Here is a 23002-nt window from a genome sequence, read left to right on the forward strand (position 1 = left end):
TAAGAAAACAACTACTTTACGTAGTTGTTTTTTTTCGGTTAAAATAGGAAGTAAGAAACTTATTAGTTTATTTATTTGGAGGTATTATGCGATTTAGACTTATTTTTAAACAATCAATTCGCGATTTTAAGTCTAAAGCATTGCTATATACCGCCTTTTTTCTTTTCACTTTTGTAATTCTTTCTTTAATTTTAGGGATGTTCTCATTTAACTTTGCCTTTCAAAGTAACGTTAATGCTTCTTTTAGTGCAAGTAAGGCTGTTAATTCCTATGAAGCTAGATTTAAATATGTTGACAAAGAAGCGCAAAATGAAGCTGATAAATATAGTCCTTCACAACGTTTCGTTGTAGATAGTGAAGGTATTTTACAAAAATACGCTGAAGACTTATTAATGAACAATGAAGGTAATGTAACTTTATTTAATGGAGATCAATACAAACTATCTAAATTTGAACAAAGTGATATTGATAGATTAAATAATAATAAAATTTCAGCTGGAGACCCCAACTTTTATTTCAATGTAATGGGAAACACTGGTGATGATTCATTATATATGTCAAACGTAATTGACTTAGGAACCAGAACCACTACTAATCTAAGTAACATAAGAAGTGAAAACAAAGATATTGGTTCAGGAGAAAATAAAAAGAAATCTTATGATTTAAAAGATGCTTCTGGACTTAAGGAATCTGATTTAAACCTGGCTGCTTTGATGAAACTATATTGTCTTTTAGCTTCTCCAAGTATTGAAGAAAACCACAAAGGTTATTTATATAAACAAAACTTTTTAGTTAAATACTATACTGAAAAAATCTTACCTGAAATTAATTATTCAGAAGATGATTATGGATTTTTAAACTGAGGAATTGATGAACGAGTTTATTCTGATGCAACCAAAGAATATGCACATATGGAATTTGGTGTTATGCCTTCTCGTACTAATTACACTAAAGAAGAAACTGATTTAAATCCAGAACAAAACAATCAGTTCTATGACAATGGAATGAATGGATTACACATTGTTAAAGAATTAGATAAATCTGAAATCGGGAAAGAATATTTAGACAATTTAAATTATGGTTATCTTTCACCATCATTTATGGTTGCAAATAAAATTAAAATTGGAGATATTATTCCTTTAACTTTTAAAGGAGTAACTTTAGCGCCAATGAAAATTGTTGGTGCAGCAATTACACAAATGGGATTCTTTGACCGTTCTACACATTCATATCTATATGTCGATCCTTACTATTTAGTTAAGAATTTTGGATATTCTGGTTCTAATAGAATTAATTTCCATGTTCCTGGAGTTGGTTTAAATTATCAAGATGCTAACAAATGAATGAAAGAAAATGTGTTAAAAGGAATAAATACTAGTACTCTTTTAAATGGTAAAGATATTGATGTTTTTCAACCGTTATTCAATTCTAAATACACAGAAATTGTGCCAATTAAATTAATGTACAGTATTTTAGCTTATGGAATTGGAGTTTTTGCTTTAATTCTATTATTCGTTGTTTTCTTCTTTATTGCAAATGAAGGAATTAAGCTACAAAAACAAACCCTTTGATTCTTAAAAGCAATCGGAGAAAAACCAATTGTTCTTGCTTTAATGACTACAATTAATATCATGGTTCCATATACTCTGGCAGCTATCTTTGCTATCTTTGGATCCGTCATTGTTGGGAATATCATGAAATCAGCCATAGGTTCTACTTATGCTTTCTATATTCCTGGTTGAAACTTTGGTTGATTAACATTTGCTGCTTGAGCAATTGCTCTGGTTATTTCATTATTTGTATTCCTTGGAATTGATGCCATTATTTTAAATGGGGACGCTTTAACAATGGAAGGGCAAAGAAAAGTTGGTTGAGTTACTCAACTTTATATGAAGACAGCTCATATTTACAGCTGAATGCCTTCACAAGTTCAAATTGGAATATCCTTTATTGTTCAGAATATCTTTAAAAATATCATTACAGCTATTCTATTATTACTATCGTTTGCAATTGTATTATTTGCAATTGAATTTAACTCTGCTTCTAAAACATCAGCTCAATCTTATGAAAAATTAAATAAACCATATAAATCGTTAATGTTAAATAAAATAAATACAAATGACACAATTACATTAAATCAAGGATTCTTTAACAATTATGGAGTTCCTATTAAAGGAAGAGAAACAGTTGTTGATGACGAAGGAGATTCTCCAAAAGACCAACCAAAACTACCAACAATTAACGAATTATTAGCAGCTGATTTTGCTATGTCTTCAAACTATGACACTATTGTTGTTAACTCAACTAAATTGAGTGAAATCTCTGATGAACTTGCAAATAGAAAAAATGGAATGAAACCTATCAAAGAAGCTACTGGAAAACCTGACAGTTTCCATGGGTTATTATTCAATCAACTTCTTGATATTGGAAAAAGATTTTATGAACTAAGTCAAGTTTATCCAAACGTTAATGAACTTGATGGAATGACTAAAGCAGGATTCTATGATACTTTAACTAACCCAATGACAGACCATTTCATGGATTATACTTTAGTAAAAAGTATTCTAACTGAAGATACCCCTTATTCTTGATCTTCAAAAATGGTTGGTTTAAATGAAGAAGAACAAAAAACTATCGTTAATGGAATTGAAAAAGGTAGTGATTATTTAGCAAAAATCATTGTTAAATTCCACTTTAATGATTGAAGCGAAGAAGACTGACAAAAAACTATTAACGGAAACGCTGCTAGATGATTAAAGACTTTAAATGAAGATAACATTAAATCTTTTGCAGACATTATTACTAATGTTCGTGAAGCTGCTATCCAAGTTAAAAATAACATTTCATCATTTGATAACAACATTAACCTTTACTTTAATAAAGCAGTTGTTACAAATGAAGAATTAAGTTCTTCTGTTTTTGCTAACAAATGATATCGTGAAGGAACTGAAATTAATGGATTTGGATTAGATGCAGAATCTTTAGATTCATATAACCCTTTATTAAAATTAAATAAAACATTATTAACTCCTGATAAACGCTTTAATCAAGCAACTGATTATAAAGATATGAAGGTATCAACATCAATTAAAAACGGAGATAAAGTTAACATTAGAGATGTTGATACAAGAGTTCATTATATTAACGCGAATGTTTCAGGACTTTACGCTCAACGTCATAAAGTTTCAAGAGGAGATATTATTAAATTAACAAACGGAACTTTTGCTTTATCAAATTCTCGTTTACCAGTCGTCTATGTTAAAGTTAATGACATTATCGAACAATCCTCTGCTTATAATGAAGTCTTCTTTGAAAAGAATGACTTATTAAATTATCTTTCAGCTTCAATTGAAAATGGATGAAATGGCAATGGATTAGATCCTAGTTCAACACCAGTTTTAAATAACAAAACTGAAACTCCTATTTCAATAGAACAAAGATTATTAAATATTAATACTCCAGAATATCGTTTATTAAACGGTGATATGACTTATGTTGATGAAACATCAAAAGCTAAAGTTAAAAAAGTAGTTTCAAGAAAAAGCTCTGATAAAGTTTCAAGTGCTTATAGTTGAAACTATTCTCCCATTCCTGGTGATCCAATTGATCCTAAATCATGCGAATATACTCCTGGGTTAATTCAAAAACTAGCAGGGTATTCACCAGATGATACCAAAATTAGTGGTGATTCAATTCAACAAGAAGTTAAACCAGAAGACAATTACATTCCCGATAATAAATACTTCTTAAATAACTCAACTTATGGTTTAAGTGAAGTTCCATTTACACTTCAAAACTTAACTTTAAATGCCAAAACTGGAGTTGGTTATTCAATGTTTGATTATCTAGGTTTACCAACATTTAATTATGCTAATACAAGTTATTCAAATTCTAATGGAGGATTTGACACTAATTCTTATGTATCTGGTATTTATTTATACAATGTTATTACCAACCAGTTAATGGCTGCAGTTTATCCCATTACAGTTACAATTAATCGCTTTATTGTTATCTTATTAACAATTACAGCCATGGTTGCTTTAATCTTAATTACTTTAATTATTTTAGAAAATAGAAATACAATTCTTCTATTTAAAGCAATGGGTTACAAGAAACGAGAAATTAATATTTACTTAACTGGTGGATATATTATTGCTGCCATCTTTGCTTTAATCTTTGGAGCATTAGTTTCCTATTTTATCTTAAAAGTTGCTGCAAAAATGATCTTACAACAAGTCCAACTTTCAGTTTACTTTGTTTGATCATGACAATTTATTGTCACTGGATTATCAATGACTGCTGTCTTTATAATTCTGGTTCTATCAACAGTTACTTTATATACAAACCGTTTGAAACCACGTGATGCTTTCAACGCTTTATAAAACCTAAATTAAAGTATCTCGATATGAGATACTTTTTCTTATCTCACTTTTTAGGGTTTAAAAAGATATAAAATAAAATAAAAAAAGGAGTTAATGGTTTGAGATTTCACTTAATTTTTAAACAAGCAATTAAAGATTTTAAATCTAAAGCGATGCTATATATTTCGTTTGCTCTTTTTACTTTTATAGTTCTCTCAATTGTTTTAGGATTATTTGCTTTTAACTATGCTTATAGTGGAAGTATTAATGCTATTTTTAAAGACATTGCTCAACCTAACTTTTTTCCAAGTCGTTTTAATTTTGTGAGAAAAGACACAAAAGAAGATAGTGGTTGAGACTATAGTAATAAGTATGTCATTGATGAAAATAATGTCCTTTTAAACTATAGCTATAGTCTTTTAACAGATGAATATTTAAAACTACCAAAATCTGAATTACAACCAACAACAATGGTTCAAGAATTTGAATCTTTACAAAAATATGAATTACCAAAATGAAGTTCTGATGATGTTAAAAGATTAGATGATAGCTTTGAAAGAATGAATCAAAATTTTTCTTCTTCATTTAGTTCATTTTTTAATTTCCTTGGTCATGCTAGTGGGGGTGTCACAAGTGAAAATTTAGATTGAATGAATCAAATGGCTGGACATGGTCATGATAACAATTGACTGTATACCACAAAAGATGATGTGAGAGTCATGAAATCACCATCCATTGACGGCACTAATTGAACTGATGGAGAATTAAATACTGCAGCTTTTGCAAAGGTTGCTAAAATATTAGCTTCCCCAAGTATTCATCCACAATTTGAAAGATATTTATATTACAAAAACTTTTTGTCTAAATATTGAACTGAAGAATGTCAAAAGCAGACTAATGTTTGAGGTTCAATTCCTTATGGAATCGGTGCAAAGATGCATGCGGATAATATTAATCCGAAAGCAACTTTTGATATTGGAGCTATGCCAACTCAAGAATGAATGATTCGTCCAGGCGATGAAAAGAAATTTTCAAATCAAAGTACTCCAAACGAAATGGTTAAAATTAACATTATTGACCAACTACCAAAAGAAGAAATTGGTGAAGATGTCTTAAACAATTATAATTATGGTTATGTTGCTCCTTCGTTTTTTAAATATAATAAATTAAAACTTGGGGATTATCTTGAAGGAACTTATAGTAATCATCATGTTAAAGTGAAAATCATTGGAACTGCGACTTCTCGTGGAGGTTATTGAAATAATAAATACAATACAATTATTTGAACTCCAGAAGCTTATATGAGAAGTCCGGCTATCCAATGATGAGGACCTGGCTGAATTGATGTTGACTATAAGCAAGCTGGGAAAAACTTCGATAAATCAAACGCTTTAGGTAGAGAAGATTTTTTTAAAGATATCGACACAACAAAATTATTAGGTGGTTATCCTGTTGATGTCTTCCCATATTTCAGTAAAGAAACAGATTGATCTGAAAAAGGGCAACAAAATAAAGAAATCATTTCTTTAATTTGTAACGCTTTAAGTATTATTGCTTTGATTTTATTCTTTGCTGTTTTCTTCTATATTGCTAAAGAAAGTATTGTTTTACAAAAACAAACGCTTTGATTCTTAAAAGCAATGGGAGAAAAAACTTCGACTTTAGCTTTAATGGTAACAATTAATATTATGGTTCCATTTTTAATTGGAGCTATATTAGCAATCTTTGGTTCTGTTGGGGTTTCTAACATGATGAGAGCTCCAATTGAATATAATTATTGTTTCTACATTTCATCATTTAACTTTACTTGATGATCATTAGCAATTTTAGGAGTAGTAATTGGTCTTTCAATCTTAATCTTTATGATTATGAATATTTGTATTTTAAATAGTTCAGCTTTAACCTTACACGGTCAAAGCAAGATTGGATGATTTACAAAACTATATATTAAATCTAAATGACTATACTCATGATGAAGTTCTCCTGCAAGAATAGGTTTATCCTTTGTTGTACAAAACATTGGTAAGAACGTCATTACCTTTATTTTACTAGCCTTATCTTTTACAGCAACTCTGTTTGGAGTTGAATTTAACAACACAACTCATTATGCAGCAAGTACTTTTGAAAGAGAAAATGCTCCTTATAAAACTGTTACATATAATGAAATGAATATTAATGATAACGTTTATTGAAATAAAGATTATTTTAAAAAGTTTCCATCACCAAATAATAAAACTGGAAATAGTGTTAATGATGCTTTAACAGATGATTTAAAAACATCAAAACCATATGATACTTTAGTTTTAGATAATGTTAAGGATAAAAATATTAAAAAAGAATTAGCTAATCAAGGTTTAACCAAAATTACTAATGCTAATGAATTTAAAACCTTATGAAAACAACAACTTGTTGAAGTTAATAAAGTTATTGGGGATGTTTGAACTAAGAATCCAAACTTATTAAATAATGGTTTAACAAAAGAAACTTTTACTAACTTATTAAATGAAAAACTTAATATGGACAATTATTATTTAGAAGATAATTTTGTTAAACAAGTTTTAACAACTAATACTTCTGATTATTGAGCTAATCAAATTGTTGGTTTAAATGATAGCGAACAAGAAACAATGGCTCAATTCTTAAAAGATAATTCAATGATGATTTCTAAACTACTTGCTCAATTACTAAACAAACCAAGTGCCCAAACAATAATTTATAGCTTATTAAAAGTTGGTGCTAATGGCATTGTTAAAGATTTAAATAAGCAAATGATTGATGGTTTAACTAAAACAATCAATCAAGCTAGAAATCAAACTGGTGAAATTAAAAAGAATATTAAGCAGTTTAATTACAAAATGAATATCTTCTTTAATAAAGCAATTGTTTCTAATAGCAAAACAGAAACTAGTGTTTTTGCTGGAAACTGAAGTTATCTTGGCAAACAAATTAATGCGATTGGTTTATCTGAAAAACAAATGAATTCTTATACTCAATTGCTAAAACAAAATGAAGATATCTTAACTAATAAAGATTTAAAATATGACAAGAATAAGAAAATTAATTTTTCAAATCAAGAACCAAGCGTGTCTTATTTAAATGTTAATGTTTCTCAAAAATTTGGTAAAACTTATCGTTTAAAAGAAGGAGATATGTTTGTACCACAAATCAATTCATTTGTCAGACCAAACCACATCCCATCAGAACCAGTTGAACTTTATTTAAAAATAAATAAAGTCATTGAAGATTCTGAAGTTTATAGTGAAATTTATTTTGATAAACAAGACTTCTTACAATTTACTTCTGATAGTGTTGCTAACGGTTGAAGAAGTAATGGTTATAGATCTTCACAATATGGAACTGATGCAACTAATGAACAAAAAGAAATGAACTATAATTCACCTTTATATCGTTTATTAAATGGTGATAAGGTTTATCAAGATAATGATGGTTTAACCAGAGTTGTTAAAAGAGATTCAAATGGTTTATTTGTTCAAGATGGAACGTATAAACCAGGATTAATTCAACAACTTGAAGATAATCCTTATGTTTTAAATAACTCTGTTTATTCTAAAAATAAGGTTCCATTTAACCTTTCAAACTTTAGTATGAATGCTAAAACCGGAATAGGTTATTCATTGTTTGATTATATTAACCTACCATTCTTTAACTATGGAAGTACAAATCAATCAAACCGTTTTAAAAACAGTACTTATATTTATCAAAAGATAACTGAACTTGGATTACAAAGTGCAAAACAAATTACAACAACAGTTAATTATTTAATTGTTCTATTATTACTAGTAACCTTTACAGTTTCTTTAATCTTAATTACTTTAATTATTTTAGAAAATAGAAATACAATTCTATTATTTAAAGCAATGGGATATCGTAAATGAGAAGTTAACTTTTACTTAACTTCTGGCTATATTGTAGCTGCAATTTTTGCTTGAGTTATTGGTTCAATCCTTTCATTTTTAGTCTTGAAACTTGGAGCTAAATTATGATTAGAAGCTACTAAATTAGAAGTAACCTTTATTTGATCATGACAATTCATCGTTATTGGTTTAGGAATGTTAATTGGTTTTATTTTCCTAGTTTTATTAACAACTTCTTTATATACAAATAAATTAAAACCAAAAGATGCATTCTCTAGTTTATAAAAACCCTTAAAACTACTAATAGCTTAGTAGTTTTTTCTTTATTCTAATAACCAATTGTTATAAAACGTGTGAGATAATTCATTTAAATATAATCTTTTAAAAAAATAGTTTATTAAAACACAACAATAATGGAGCAGGATCAGGATAAATGAGTTTTAAATTACTAGTTAAACAAGCTTTTAAAAACATTTCTAATAAATTTCGACTATATATTTCCTTAGTCCTTTTTTTAATCGTTTCTTTTTCTATTGTTAATGGCTTAACAACCTTTATGGCTAAGTTTGGAGTCAATATGTTAGATATTGTTAATAAATATAACCAAACAAATTCTCAATATTCTGCTTTTGCTTTTTTAGATAAAGACAGTGAAGATAATCCAGAATATTTATATAAATTAAGTGATTCTGGACAAGAAGAATTTGAAAATTATCTTGCTATGGGAATTAATGAAATGAATTCTAGCTATAGTGTTGATGATGCTAAAAAATTCTTAATCGATAATAAAGTAATTCAAAAACTTGGTGAAAACCAAGGTGATGTTTCTTTATTAAATACTTTTGAACCTTACTATAAAGAATTAAATGATTGATCTAGATATTATTCACATAACCTTTTATTACAATTCTTATCAGAAAAATATTTCCCAGAAAATATCAAAGGTTTTGAATCAGGATTTTTGGGAACTGAAATGATGACTGCAAATGACTATGATAATCCAGGGATTCAAGTTTCACTTGGTGTAAGTGAACAATTCGATGAATCTTTACCAAATCCTTTTAGAAAAGAAACTAATACTAAACGTTTTAATAACTTATATCATTTCAAGCAAAATGATATTTCTAAAAAGAAAGATATTAATAAATCATTACCGCAATTTTATGTAACATCAAACTATTTCCGTTTGGCTAAAAAACATATTGGGGATGAAATGGAAATTAATATCAACTCTAAAATTATTAAAGGCCAAATTGCTGGAGCTGCTACTAGTAATACGTCTGCAATTATGGCAAACGGAATAGTTGATGTTTATGTTCCGCAAACCGTTTTTTCAGATATTGTTGGTAGTCAATATATTAGTGATTTAACACTTAGTGCTTGAGTTCCAATTGAAGGTTCAACTGGAGTTTATAACAATCTTAATGAGTTAATAACTGCTTCAAATATTTTAAATAAGACTTTATTAGGGGAACAAAAATATGCGCTTGATAATGATGTTAAACAACCTTTATTCTTAAGAACAAGTGGAAATGGTCAGAACGGATTAGCAATTCAAAATCCAATTCGTGCGATTGATCAATCTACTTTTCCTTTTGCAAAATATCACACTCCATTAAAGATTTATAAATCAACAACTATTTTTATTGATATTGCTTTATTAGTATTAACTTTATTAGTAGCTGTCTTTATTATTCAAGAAGCAATTTCTTCTGAAAAGAAAACTCTTTGATTCTTAAAAGCAATGGGAGAAAACAATGCAATTCTTTCATTAGTGAATGCTTTTTCAGTTTTTGTTCCATTACTTGTAGCACTTGGTGCATCTGTAGCTGGAACGATGTTAATGATGTGGTTCTTAGAAGAAGCATTATTATCCCAATATGCTTTTACAATTAATTGATATCAATTAACGTGAGTAACTTTTGGAATTTTAATTTTATTCTTAGTTGGAACTCTATTTGTTTTCTTTTTAATTAACTTTGCGATAGTTTCTGGAAAAGGATTAAGTCTACAAAGTTCTGGAAATGAAATGTCTAAGTTCCAAATTTTCTTAGCAAAAGTTACTGACCCTTTAACAAAACATGCTTCACCACAATTTAGAATAGGGTTTGCTTTTGTTCGCCAGAACTTTGCAAAAAACGTTGTAACCTTTATTTTATTCACGATTCTATTTACCGTAACCTTGTTTGGGGTTCAATTTAACCACTCAATTTCAATGCAAAAAGATAGTTATGCAAAATGAATGGGAAGTTATCAATCTACCTCAACTATGTATCCTAAAAACGTCTTAAACATTGATAAGACAAGTACAAGCTATGAAACGATTGATGCTAATAAGTTTAAATCTAATCAAGATGAAGAAAAGAAACAAATTAATGATGAACATTCTAATGAATCAGTCTATGACTATGACTTGTTCTATTACTTTGTTGACACAATTATTGGGACAAATACTATTAAAGGAAGAACTAATCTCGACAATGATGGTTTCTTAATTGACCCAGTAACACATGAAGTTGTTAGTGTTCCAAAAACAAGACAAGAAATCCTAGCTATAGCCGGTAAGGTTGCTGTTTCTTTAGCTGGAAAATGATCTGAAGAAGATATTGTAAAATTCAATCAAGAAGTTATTGCTACAAATGGAATTATCAAACCTGTTAATTTAGACTTGATTCACAAAATCCATAATCAAAAATTAACAAGTGCTAACTTAGCACAATGATATTTCCGTGAACTTCATAATTTAAAAAACTGACAAATTTATGGAACTTATTTTTCAAGTTTATTTGAAAGAATTGATAAATCAGGGGAAGGAAATCTTCAAGCTTTATTTGATAATGCTGAAAAATACATTAATGAATTAAAGAAAAAAGATCCAAACAATGACTTTATTACTATTGCTTCAACAATCTTTAATTTATATCAAGCTCAACACCAAACTTTTGGAATTAAATATCCATCTCTTTCACTTTACTTTGGAAACATTGTCATTAATCCAAAAGAACAAATTAGTGCTTTACAAATTAATGGATTAGCTGATAGTGGCAAGATTTCAATGTATGGAGTTGATAAGAAATTTAATCAACAACCTTTTACTAATCCAATTAGTAATTTAGGTGAACATTTCTATTCAGATAAAATTGATGGTTTAGAATATCAAGTTCTTGATGCTTCTGTTTCTTCTTTAGCAAAAAACCAAATGCAAATTAAGACAGGCGATGTCATTAAGATTGATTTATCAACCTTTGGATTAAAAGGAAACTTCGGATTCAAGATTAAAGAATATGTTGATGATGATAGTGTTCTTAATGAAGGATTCTTCAATAAACAAGCTTTATATGACTTATTAACAGAATCTAAAAACCAAACAAACAAACTCTTTATTGATAAGAACTTAGATAATACAATTTATTCAAAAAGTGATATTCCATACTTTGTTCAAAACATTAATATTCCTCATAGAATAAATGATGGTGGATATGTTGATGATTATCTTTATAAAGCAGATTCATATAACTTTGAACAAAAAACTGTTGCTTTAGTTAGTGCTGTTTTTGCAAGAACTGTTAATGAATACAAAACCTTAGTAACAAGATTAATTTGATTATTAATTATTCTTTGCTTAGCTTTATCATTAATTATTATTACGTTAATCTTGTTTGAAAATAAAAAGACAATTCTTTTATTTAAAGCAATGGGATATCGTAAAAGAGATATTATTTGATATCTAATTTCTGGATATCTAATTGCAGCAATTATGGCTTTCTTAATTTCAATTGGATTAAGTGCTTTATTAATTCACCAATTAGCACCAGCAGCAGAAGAAAATATTTTCTTACAATTACATTTCTCTTCTTACTGGTTGTTCTACTTAATTGGTATTTTTGAAACCTTATTCTTTATGGCTATGGTAATTATTTCTGTTGTAACTTACACAAGATTCTTAAAACCAAAAGATGCCTTTGCTACGCTTTAAAAAAGAATGAATCAACAAGTTTGAAACTTGCTAGATTCATTCTTTTTTCATGAGATTATTGGTGCTATAATCTAAAACAAAAAGAAAAGGGGAAATTTAAAAATGATTAAATTAAACTCAAAAGATAAAAACGATTTTAAAGTTGTTTTTGCTTCAAACGACTTAGTTGAAACAAACAACTTTTTAAAAGATACTAAAGGAAATATTTTCTTAAGTACAAAAGACAATACCATTTATGTAAAATTAAATAGTAAAACTGATGATAAAAGAAGAGAATTCATTAAAGCTTTTACTAGTTTAGTAAAACAAAACATTAGTAATGTTGATATTGAATTTGATACTTTTGTGAAAGGATATGCTGATGTTGATTTCACAGAAGAATTAATGTTCAACGCTTTAGTTGAAACATTAAGTTATGTTTCACATCAACCATTTACTTTTAAAAAAGAAGAAGTTAAACCAACTGATTTTGAATACAACATTGTTACAAGTAATAAAAAATTAGATGATGAATTCATAAAAGAAGTTATTAAAACTGACTTTACAAACTATGCTAGAGATCTTCAAGATACTCCACCAAACATTGCAACAAGTGAATGAATTGCAAAAACAATTGAACAAGATGCTAAAAACTTTAAAAATGTTAAATTAAAAGTTTTAGGAATTCATGAAGCAGAAAAACTAGGAATGGGATTATTCTTAGCTGTTAATGCTGGTTCTGAAATTGAACCAAAAGTAGTTGTTGCTGAATATAATGGCGCACCTGAAAAACAAAAAACTGTTTTAGTTGGAAAAGGAATTACTTTCGATTCTGGAGGATATAACTTAAAACCTTCATCAGCAATGGTTGGAATGAAATTCGATATGAGTGGGGCTGCAATTATGCTTTCAACTGTTTTTGCTCTTGCAAAAGCAAATGCCAAAGTTAATGTTGCTGCTGTTGGAATGTTTACTGATAACAGAATTGGTGGACATGCAACTTTAACTGAATCAGTTGTTAAATCAATGAACGGATTAACTGTGCAAATTGATAACACTGATGCAGAAGGAAGATTAGTTTTAGCTGATGGTATGACTTATGCTGTTAGAGAATTACAAGCTGACAGAATTATTGAAGCTTCAACTTTAACTGGAGCTATGGTTGTTGCTTTAGGACACTTAGCAACTGGTGGATTTACTAAATCAGAAGAACTTTGAAAAGAAATGGATGCTGCTCAAGCATACACTGGTGAAAGAGTTTGAAGAATGCCAATCTACAATGAACACCTAGAATTAATGCAAGCAACTCCAATTGCCGATTTAACTAATACTGGAAGTAGAGCAGCTGGTGCTGGATCATCAACTGCAGCAGCTTTCTTAAATGAATTTGCTGAAGGAAAACCATTCATGCACTTAGATATCGCTGGAACTGCTGATAATGGTGAACGTGGAACTGGTGTTATGGTTAAAACACTATTTGAAATGCTAAATAAATAATAATTATTGAATGAACTTGTAACTTACAAGTTCATTTTTTATTTAAGTTAAAAAGTATGATACTTCAATCGCTTTCATAATTAATAACATTTAATATTGTTTATAATTTATAATTTATTTTATAAAAGGGATTGATAAAAATGTTTGAAATTGAGAATAGAAGATACACTGGTAATAAACAAAAATTAATGCCAAAAATATCTGAAATTATTAAAGACAATTGTGAAGGTGAAATCTTTTGTGACATATTTGCAGGAACTGGAGCAGTATCGAACTACCTTAAAAATGATTTTAAGAAAATTATTGTTAACGATTTTTTGTTTTCTAATAATATAGTTTTTGAAGGCTTTTGAGGAAAAGGAAATTACAATTTAGAAAAACTTAAAAAATATGAAGAAAAATTTAATATTATTAATTCTAATGATTTGGAAGAAAATTATTTTTCTAAAAATTTCGGTAATAAGTATTTTGAATATAATGATAGCAAAAAAATAGGTTATATTAGACAACTTATAGAAAACGAATACAATTCCAAAAAAATTAATTTAAGAGAGCGAAGTATATTAATTGCTTCGTTATTATATTCAGCAGATAAAGTTTCTAACACTGTTGGACATTATGAAGCATATCTTAAAAAAAATTCTAAAAAATTGAAATCTAGATTTCAATTCAATTTAATAAATGCTGAAATTAATAATAAAAAATTTGAAATTTATCAAGAAGATAGTAACGAACTAATTAGAAAAATTAAGTGTGATATTTTATTTGTTGATCCCCCTTATAACTCAAGACAATATTCTAGGTTCTATCATGTTTTAGAAACTCTTACTAAATGAGATTTTCCCGATTTGCATGGTGTAGCCATGAAACCTGAACCAGAAAACATGAGCAATTATTCTAGAGAAGGAGCTCTCAATAGTTTTAAAGATTTAATAGACAATGCAAATACTAATTATATAGTTGTAACTTATAACAATACTTTTGCTCCTAAAAGTAGTTCCTCAAAAAATAAAATAAGTTTTAAGGATTTAGAAAAGGTCCTAGAAACAAAAGGGGAAACAAAAGTTTTTCCATTAAAACATAAGCAATTTTCGGCTGGTAAAACTGATTTTGATAATCATTTAGAATATGTATTTGTAACAGAGGTTTATAATGGATAAAAAAAATGTCAGAAGCCCTTTGTTTTATGTTGGCGATAAATATAAGGTAATGAATCAAATACAAAAATTTATTCCTGATGATATATCAACTTGAATTGAACCATTCTTAGGAGGTGGAAGCCCAGCATTAAATGTAAAAGCAAATTTTTATATTTTGAATGATTTAGATCCCAATATTATTGGACTTCATAAATATCTAGCTAAAAATGCAAACAATAAAGAAAAATTTTTTAAAAGCCAAAAAAGAACAATTCAAAAATATAATTTATCATCTTCATACTGAAACATTAATATGCCAAGTGCAGAATTGAAATTAGAATTTAAAAAAACTTATTACTCCAAAAAGAATTGGACAGGATATAAAAAACTTAAGGATGATTTTAATAATAAGAAAAAAACAAATTTCAAAGATCTTTATTTATTATTGGTTTACGGATTTAACCATATGATAAGGTTTAATTCACATGGTGATTTTAACTTGCCGGTAGGAAATGTTGATTTTAATAACAATGTTGTAGTGGCTTTAAATAATTATTTCGATTGAATAATTGAGAACGATATATCATTTTATAACCTTGATTACAAAGAGTTTCTTAAAGTTGCTTTGAATAAAGCTCCAATTAAAGAAAAAATGTTTGTTTTTTTAGATCCTCCATATTTAGTATCTAATAGTGAATACAATAAACTTTGAAACAAAAAAATGGAAGAAGAACTTTATAAGATAATTGATATTTTGGATGAAAAAAATATTAATTTTGGAATTACTAATTTGGCGATTCACAAAGGTCGAGAAAATGAGATATTTAACAAGTGAAGAAAAAAATATTTGTCGTATGATTTAAATAGTAACTTTATTAGTTATCATGACAATAGTGTAAAAAAAAGTAGAGAGGTATATGTGACTAATTATGGCAAAACCAAAAAGTAAACCGCTTTCTTTTACAACAACTTTGAGAAACCCTCAAAGAATTGCTCAATTTTTAGAAATATTAAAGAAATATGAGGGACAAATTTTAACTAATGAGTTAATACAGGAAATTTGTAGAGATGTTGTTAAAAATAAAATTTATCAACCGTTATATATAAAAAGTATTCCTGAACTTAATAAGGTATTAAATAGTGAAGAGAATTTTACCGATGAACAAGCAAAAGAAATAATAAAAAATTCACCTCAAAATCATAAAGAAGCAGGTTTTACATCAGGTTGACCATCACGTTTTGATACATGATATAAAATCACAAAAGAATTTGCTTTTACAAATTATGCAATTGGAAAACCTATTCAAATATCACCACTGGGTGATCTTCTTATAAAGTCTGATTTAGAGCAAGATTCTATCTTATCATCTGCAGTTTTCACAATCTCAATGATGAGATATAAAACAAATAATCTTTATAGAAAAAACGCAAATGATAATCACCCATTAATTCTGCTATTGAACACAATAGTTTTTTTAAGAACAAAGCTGGAAAATAAATTTAAGGGGCTAAGTAAAAAAGAACTGGCATTGTTTTTATGTTGGCCAAATGATGACTATGAAAAATTAGGAAATCTAATAATTGATTGTAGAATAAAATTTAAAAATCATCAAACAAAAGAAAATTATTATGAAATTTGTTTATCTTTACTTGGAACAAATGTAAAAGAATCAGGAAAGTATATAAAACAAAGCAAAATTTTTGATGAATCGGTTGATGACTATATTAGAAAAATGCGTGAAACTGGATTAATCTCTTTAAGAGGAAACGGTTTATATATAGATGAAAACACATCAAATAAAATAATAGTTGACTACATCGTAAAAATGCCACTTATAAATAAGGACTTTTCTACCTCAGAAGAATATTTTGAAGAAAATGGAAAAGTTGACAAAAAAATCATTTCTCTATTTTTAAATAACGTGGGCGATTCTGTAATTGAAAATATTTCAGCAAAAAATGTATTTTTAGAAGATATATCAAATAGATATAGTTATGAAGAGATATCTAAGGAATTAAATAATTTAATAAAATCAAAGACCGGTACGAAAGATGAATTATTAAAAAATATTTCCGAACCTACAAGATTAGAATTTTTAACTGCGGCATTGTTTAAGAAAAAATTTCCAAATGAAACAATTATCCCGAATTATATAGCAGATGACCAAGGCGTACCATATACCCATGCTCCAGGGGGTAAACCTGACATTCTATTTAAATCTTCAGATTTAACATTTCCAATTGAAGTTACATTGTTACGTTCTAAAGATGATTTATTTAGTAAGGAAATTATCCCTATAAAAAGGCATTTACTAGACAATAAAGAAGAAAATGAAATGGGTGTCGTTATATTTGTTTCTCCTAGATTCCATGAAGATAATTACGATGAAATGGATTTTTTAGAAGAAAGATTTAAAATATCGTATAAACCAATCGTTATCAGCGAATTGGTTGATAAAATTACTAACTTAAATGATTATCATGAAGTAATAAACCTATAGAGGACTCGTTTTGAGTTCTTTTTTTAATTTTCGATTTTTTTAAATTCTGCACAAAATAATAAAATAGCGCAATTAACAATGGCCAAAGTGAATTTATACATTGATATTCTAAGGAAATAGTTTGAATTTAATTGTATGTAAGTTTTCCAGAGATCTACCTCAGCAAATTTGGATACATCTCCAGGGTTTCACAGCGAATTATATACAGTGCAAGAGGCTGTTAAATCTCACTTTTCTTTTGAAATTACTTCATTTTTTAAATCCAGAGCTCTCAAATTATCATCTAAAGAAATTTTGGTAAGGTCAACTTTTTCTTTAGTATTTCATTTCTCTGTGTCTATTACTTCGCAAATTTCCACAACATCATTTTTACTTAAATAAGTAAAAATATTACTTTTATCCATCTTTTCAAACAGATTTTCCTCTTCGATTTTTCATGCTTCATTAAATTCTGATACATCTTTAGCGATTTCTTTAGGTGTTCTCCTACTTACCTTATAGTGCGACATCAAATTTCTCATAAATTTAATGAATTTAATTTTCTTTTTTTGATTTTCATTATTAAAAGATATTTTATAGTCATAGTTTCTTTCATTTCATTTCGCTATGTCATATATAAGCCTTTCGATAAATTCTCAAGTTTGTTGACAAAATATTAAAAAATTATTTGTCTCTATTTCTTTCATTTCAGGAAAGAAACCTTGCGGTATATTCGCAGATAAATTCGCTAATATACGAGTCATATTTTCAAGGTGATGATTTTTCAATATCAAATTCAATACACCTTCATAAATTTCTATTGCACAAAACACATCTCTATTTATCAAGTCTTCATTAATGCCATTTGTTTTTAAAAAGAAATCTGCAAAATCATAAAATCCTCGAACATTACCCATCATTTTTAATACTAAAAACATTTCTCCTTCATCATTTTCTTTTAGTCATGGTCTTTTCTTCATTTTAGTTTCCCCTTTTTAATTTTTGTATTTTAATTCTAACTCTATCAAATCTAAAAATAGGGTTCTTTTCATTAAAATGCTATAATTTCTTTAATAAAAAGAAGGGAAATAAATTAATAATGATTACCTTAAATAATAAAGATAAAAATGAATATAAAGTTCAATATATTAATAATGATTTAGCAAATAATAATCCGTTAATTAAAGCTACAAAAACAAGTTATTTCTTAGATGATAAAGATAAAGTTATCTATATCAAAGTTAAAGAAAACAAAGATAGAAGATTAGAACTAAAAAGAGCAATTTCAGAATTTGTGAAAGCAAATATCATGAATGTTGATATTGATTTAGATTCTTTTATTAATGGTTATTGTGATGCTTACTATACATCAGAATTACTATTTAATGACATTGTAGAAACTATTGGTTACAACACTTATCAAGAATTAACTGATAAAAAAGAAAATAAACCAAGTGTAGAATACAATTACAATCTTTTAACTTCATTAAACGGATTTGATGATGAATTTAAAAAAGAAATGATTAAAATTGAATTTCAAAATTATGCAAGAACTTTACAAGATACTCCACCAAACATTGCAACCAGTGTTTGATTAGCACACCGTATTAAAGAAGATGCTAAAAAAATTCCTAACGTTAAAGTAACTGTTTTAGGAAAAAAAGAAGCAGAAAAACTAGGAATGGGATTATTCTTAGCTGTTAATGCTGGTTCAGAAATTGAACCACAAGTTGTCATTGTTGAATATAACAATGCTCCTGAAACTGATAAAACAGTTTTAGTTGGTAAAGGAATTACTTTTGATAGTGGTGGGTATAACTTAAAACCTGCTAGATATCTAGAAGGAATGAAATTTGATATGAGTGGGGCTGCAATCATGATTTCAACTGTTTTTGCCTTAGCAAAAGCTGAGGTTAAAACTAATGTTGCTGCCATTGGAATGTTTACTGATAACAGAATTGGTGGACATGCGATTTTAGCGGAATCAGTTGTTAAATCAATGAACGGATTAACTGTGCAAATTGATAACACTGATGCTGAAGGAAGAATGGTTTTAGCTGACGGTATGACTTATGCAATCAGAGAATTACATGCTGATAAAATCATTGAAGCTTCAACTTTAACTGGAGCTATTGTCGTTGCTCTTGGTCCTTGAATGAGTGCAGCATTTACTACAAGTGATGAAATGTGAGAACCATTAAAACAAGCACAAAGTTATTCAGATGAAAAAATCTGAAGAATGCCAATTATGCAAGAACATTTAGAAAAAATGCAAAAAACACCAATTGCAGATTTAACTAATGCTGAACCTGGATCTGATGCTGGTGCATCAACTGCAGCTGCTTTCTTAAATGAATTTGCAGAAGGAAAACCATACATTCACTTAGATATCGCTGGAACTGCTGATAACACAAAACGCGGAACTGGTGTCATGGTTAAAACCTTATTTGAATTGTTAAGTAAATAATTTAACATTTATATTATTAAAATTATAAAATTAAGACAATAGGTCTTAATTTTTATTTATACAAAAGAGGTGCTATATGCCTAAACAAACAATTTATATGTGAATTGACTTTACTTCACCATATTCATATTTAGCTTTCACTAATTTAAGAAAAGCAATTAGTGATTTAAAAAGAAAAGATTTTAGAATTGATCCTAAAACTTTTCAAGTCTATCCAGACTTTAACCCAGAAAAACCAGAACAAACAAAAGCTTTTAAAAAGATTTCAACTGAAGAAAAGAAAGTTTTTGATTCAAGTACAGTTCATAAAATGGTTAAACAAGCTGGATTACGTTACGAATTTAAAAACATTATTCCGTTAAATACTATTCATCCTCATAAGTTATTACAACTTGCAAAAACTTATGATGATAACTATGAAGTAGCCATTGATTTAGTAAAATTACTTTTCTTAAACTACTGAAGTAAGGGAAAAGATATTTCTAATCCAGATGAACTTTTAAAAATATCAAAAGCTGCTGGAATGACCGGAAATGATACTAGTCAAGTTTTTGAAGCAAGTAAATATCTAGAAATGGTTTTCTTAGATGAACAAGAAGGTTTAGATCACGATATTGAAGGAGTTCCTTTTATCATTTTCCCAAATGGAGAAATGGTTTCAGGAGTTGCTTCAATTGATCAATTTAAAAAAATAATTAAAGAAATTCCGGTTTTAGTAGAACCTGAAATTGAAATTATTGAAGAATAAGAAAGAAGAGAGAAATTATGAAAAGAACAGAAGCTACTAACCAATATAAATGAGATTTTTCTAATTTATATAAAAACGTTGATGAATGAAAAGCTGATTTAAATAAAATGGCTGAATTAGGGAAAAAAGAAGCCTCATTTAAAGGAAAACTAAAGAATAAGGATGATTTTAAAGCTTTCCAATTAAATGAAGAAGAAATGGCTAAAATTTCTACTAAACTAATTGTTTATATTCATTTAGGAGATACTGACCAAACTAATACTTTATATCAAGAATTAGAAGGTTTATTAATGAATGTTTATCAACAAATTAATATTGAAACTGCTTGAGAAGCACCAGAACTTAAAGAAGTTGGTGAAGAAACAATTATGGGTTGAATTAATGAAGATAAAGACTTACAACCTTTTGCTTTAGAATACAAAAACTTCTTTAAACAAGCAAAACACGTTCTATCAGCTCATGATGAAGAATTGCTTTCAAAAGTTGCTAGAAGTAGAGGAGCAATTTCTGGAATGTATGATTCATTAGCTTTTGCTGATAATCAAGAACAAAAGATTGACTATAATGGTGTTGAAACTCCAGTTACTAGTTCATTCCAACTAAAAATTATGCAAGATTCAGACCCAGTAAACGATCAACAATTAAGATTACAAGTTAACCAATTAGCAAATAAAGGAATTATTGATAAGAAATATTCTTTTGCAAACGTTTATGAAGGAATTATGCAATCATCAACTGAATCAATTAACCTAAGAGGTTATGATTCAGTTTTACAAGCATCATTAGATGGAGATAATGTTCCTGTTGATGTTTATTTAAAACTTCTTGAAGTTGGTAAAAAATACATTAAACCGTTTGAAGATTTTAGTTTAATTACTAAAAAACATTTTAAATTAGATAAATATTATGCAACTGACCGTCAATTAAAATTAGTTGATGAATATACTGAAACTTATGATGTTGAAGAAGCACAAAACTTAATTAAAAAAGCTTTAAGTGTTTTAGGACCGGATTATTTGACAAAATTAGATAAAGCTTGAGGTCCAAATAGAATTGATTTCTATGAAGACACTAATAAAACATCTGGTGCTTATTCAACTGGTGGAAATGGTGTTGAACCAATTATTTTAATGAACTGAGATGACAAATTAAACTCAGTTACAACCTTAGCTCATGAATCAGGTCACTCAGTTCATACTTTATTTGCTGATGAAGCACAACCATACCCATTAGCAGATTATCCAATTATTCTAGCTGAAGTTGCTTCAACAGTTAATGAACACTTGCTATATGATTATTTAATTAATACAACAAGAGATCGTGATGAAAAGATTTACTTACTACAACAAAGAATCTTTGATTTAGTATCAACCTTCTATCGTCAAATTCAATTTGCTGACTTTGAATATCGTGCTCATAATTTAGTGCAACAAAATGTTCCTCAAACTGCAGAATCATTAGCTAAATTATTTAATGATACTCAAGCAGATTATGGTTATGGTGTTTTTGATAAACCAGAAAATACTGATGGTCAATATTCATGACCAAGAGTATCTCATTTCTTTCATTCACCATTCTATGTTTATAAATATGCAATTGATGTAACTGCAAGTTACAAACTATATCAAGATGTTAAAAATGGACATCCTGAAATCTTAATTAATTTCTTAAAAGCAGGAGGTTCAAAAGATCCTTTAGACATTATGATGGATGCTGGAATTGACTTTAATAAAGAAGAAACTTATATGCCATTAATTAATGCAATTAGTGACATGACTAAACAATTAGAAGAATTATTAAATGATAAAAATCCTTACCCACAAGCAAAATAATAAAGCTCATGCTTATCTTGTTTCAAATGACGAAATCAAAGAAGCTGTTTTAATTGATGTAGCTAATGAAGAAGAAGCTATCTTAAAGTATTTAAAAGATAATGAATTAACATTAACTAATATTTTAATTACTCATGGTCATGCAACTCATATTAAAGGCTTAGATAAAGTAATTGATGCTAATCCTGATGTTAAAGTTTGAATCCATAGTGATGATCATGAATTAATTCATGATAGTAAAAAGAACTTATCAAATAAAACTGAACCATGAACAATGGAATTTAGAAAAAACATTAAGAACTTTACTAAAGAAAAATCTTTAACTATGAGTGGAATGCATGTCAAAATGAAGCCAAATCCAGGTCATAGCAGAGGTAGTTGCTTTTATGACTTTAGTGACATTAAAGCCTTATTTACAGGTGATTATGTCTATATCAATAACAATGAAATTTGCTATGGAAATCATAAAATGCTTCAACCAGGAACAAGTTATATAAAGTTTCGTAGAACCTTATTTAATATGGATGTTCGTTATATGGCTTATAAAATTTATCCAGGTCATTTTGATACACCAATCACAAATGAACGCTTAGATAAACTTGATAAAGATTGATTTAAAAAGACAAAACAAAAGAGAAACCGTTAAGG

12 protein-coding genes are annotated in these 23002 nt (G+C 27.9%); 11 read left to right on the forward strand and 1 reads right to left on the reverse strand.

Annotated features, from left to right (window positions below; all coding sequences use genetic code 4):
* Positions 1-86: 86 nt before the first annotated feature.
* The 7 genes from CP520_RS03515 (at position 87) to CP520_RS03545 (ending at position 17328) form a co-directional block, all read left to right on the forward strand.
* Complete coding sequence (locus tag CP520_RS03515) at positions 87-4382, forward strand: ABC transporter permease (RefSeq protein WP_096863079.1); 4296 nt, start codon at positions 87-89, stop codon at positions 4380-4382.
* 98 nt (positions 4383-4480) lie between these two features.
* The gene (locus CP520_RS03520; protein ID WP_096863081.1) at positions 4481-8521 is read left to right on the forward strand and encodes an ABC transporter permease; all 4041 of its coding nucleotides are present in this window, start codon (positions 4481-4483) and stop codon (positions 8519-8521) included.
* A 148-nt stretch (positions 8522-8669) separates the two neighbouring features.
* Positions 8670-12212, forward strand: coding sequence for an ABC transporter permease (locus tag CP520_RS03525; protein WP_096863082.1), 3543 nt, complete (start codon positions 8670-8672; stop codon positions 12210-12212).
* Positions 12213-12314: 102 nt separating this feature from the next.
* On the forward strand, positions 12315-13688 hold the full coding sequence (locus CP520_RS03530) for a M17 family metallopeptidase (protein ID WP_096863084.1): 1374 nt from the start codon (positions 12315-12317) through the stop codon (positions 13686-13688).
* A gap of 140 nt (positions 13689-13828) precedes the next feature.
* Positions 13829-14848, forward strand: coding sequence for a DNA adenine methylase (locus CP520_RS03535; RefSeq protein ID WP_096863086.1), 1020 nt, complete (start codon positions 13829-13831; stop codon positions 14846-14848).
* A complete protein-coding gene (locus tag CP520_RS03540) occupies positions 14841-15776 on the forward strand; it encodes a Dam family site-specific DNA-(adenine-N6)-methyltransferase (RefSeq protein WP_211276334.1) in 936 nt (311 codons plus the stop codon). The genes CP520_RS03535 and CP520_RS03540 overlap by 8 nt, the downstream gene beginning before the upstream one ends.
* Entirely contained in the window at positions 15757-17328 is a 1572-nt protein-coding gene (locus CP520_RS03545; protein ID WP_211276335.1) for an AlwI family type II restriction endonuclease, read from the forward strand. Before CP520_RS03540 ends, CP520_RS03545 begins: the two co-directional genes overlap by 20 nt.
* A 23-nt stretch (positions 17329-17351) precedes the next feature.
* Here CP520_RS03545 and CP520_RS03550 read toward each other — a convergent pair whose 3' ends face one another.
* On the reverse strand, positions 17352-18287 hold the full coding sequence (locus CP520_RS03550; protein WP_096863089.1) for a hypothetical protein: 936 nt from the start codon (positions 18285-18287) through the stop codon (positions 17352-17354).
* Between the two features lie 119 nt (positions 18288-18406).
* Between CP520_RS03550 and CP520_RS03555 the strand changes: the two genes are divergently transcribed.
* The 4 genes from CP520_RS03555 (at position 18407) to CP520_RS03570 (ending at position 23000) form a co-directional block, all read left to right on the forward strand.
* Positions 18407-19774 (forward strand): M17 family metallopeptidase, encoded by a 1368-nt coding sequence (locus CP520_RS03555; protein WP_096863091.1) that lies wholly within the window; start codon positions 18407-18409, stop codon positions 19772-19774.
* A gap of 76 nt (positions 19775-19850) precedes the next feature.
* Positions 19851-20522, forward strand: a complete 672-nt coding sequence (locus tag CP520_RS03560; RefSeq protein WP_096863092.1) for a DsbA family oxidoreductase — start codon at positions 19851-19853, stop codon at positions 20520-20522.
* Between the two features lie 17 nt (positions 20523-20539).
* Complete coding sequence (gene pepF / locus CP520_RS03565) at positions 20540-22354, forward strand: oligoendopeptidase F (protein WP_096863093.1); 1815 nt, start codon at positions 20540-20542, stop codon at positions 22352-22354.
* Complete coding sequence (locus CP520_RS03570) at positions 22323-23000, forward strand: MBL fold metallo-hydrolase (protein WP_096863094.1); 678 nt, start codon at positions 22323-22325, stop codon at positions 22998-23000. The genes pepF and CP520_RS03570 overlap by 32 nt, the downstream gene beginning before the upstream one ends.
* The last annotated feature ends 2 nt before the right edge of the window (positions 23001-23002 follow it).

The organism is Mesoplasma lactucae ATCC 49193 (assembly GCF_002441935.1).
Taxonomy (GTDB): domain Bacteria; phylum Bacillota_I; class Bacilli_A; order Mycoplasmatales; family Mycoplasmataceae; genus Edwardiiplasma; species Edwardiiplasma lactucae.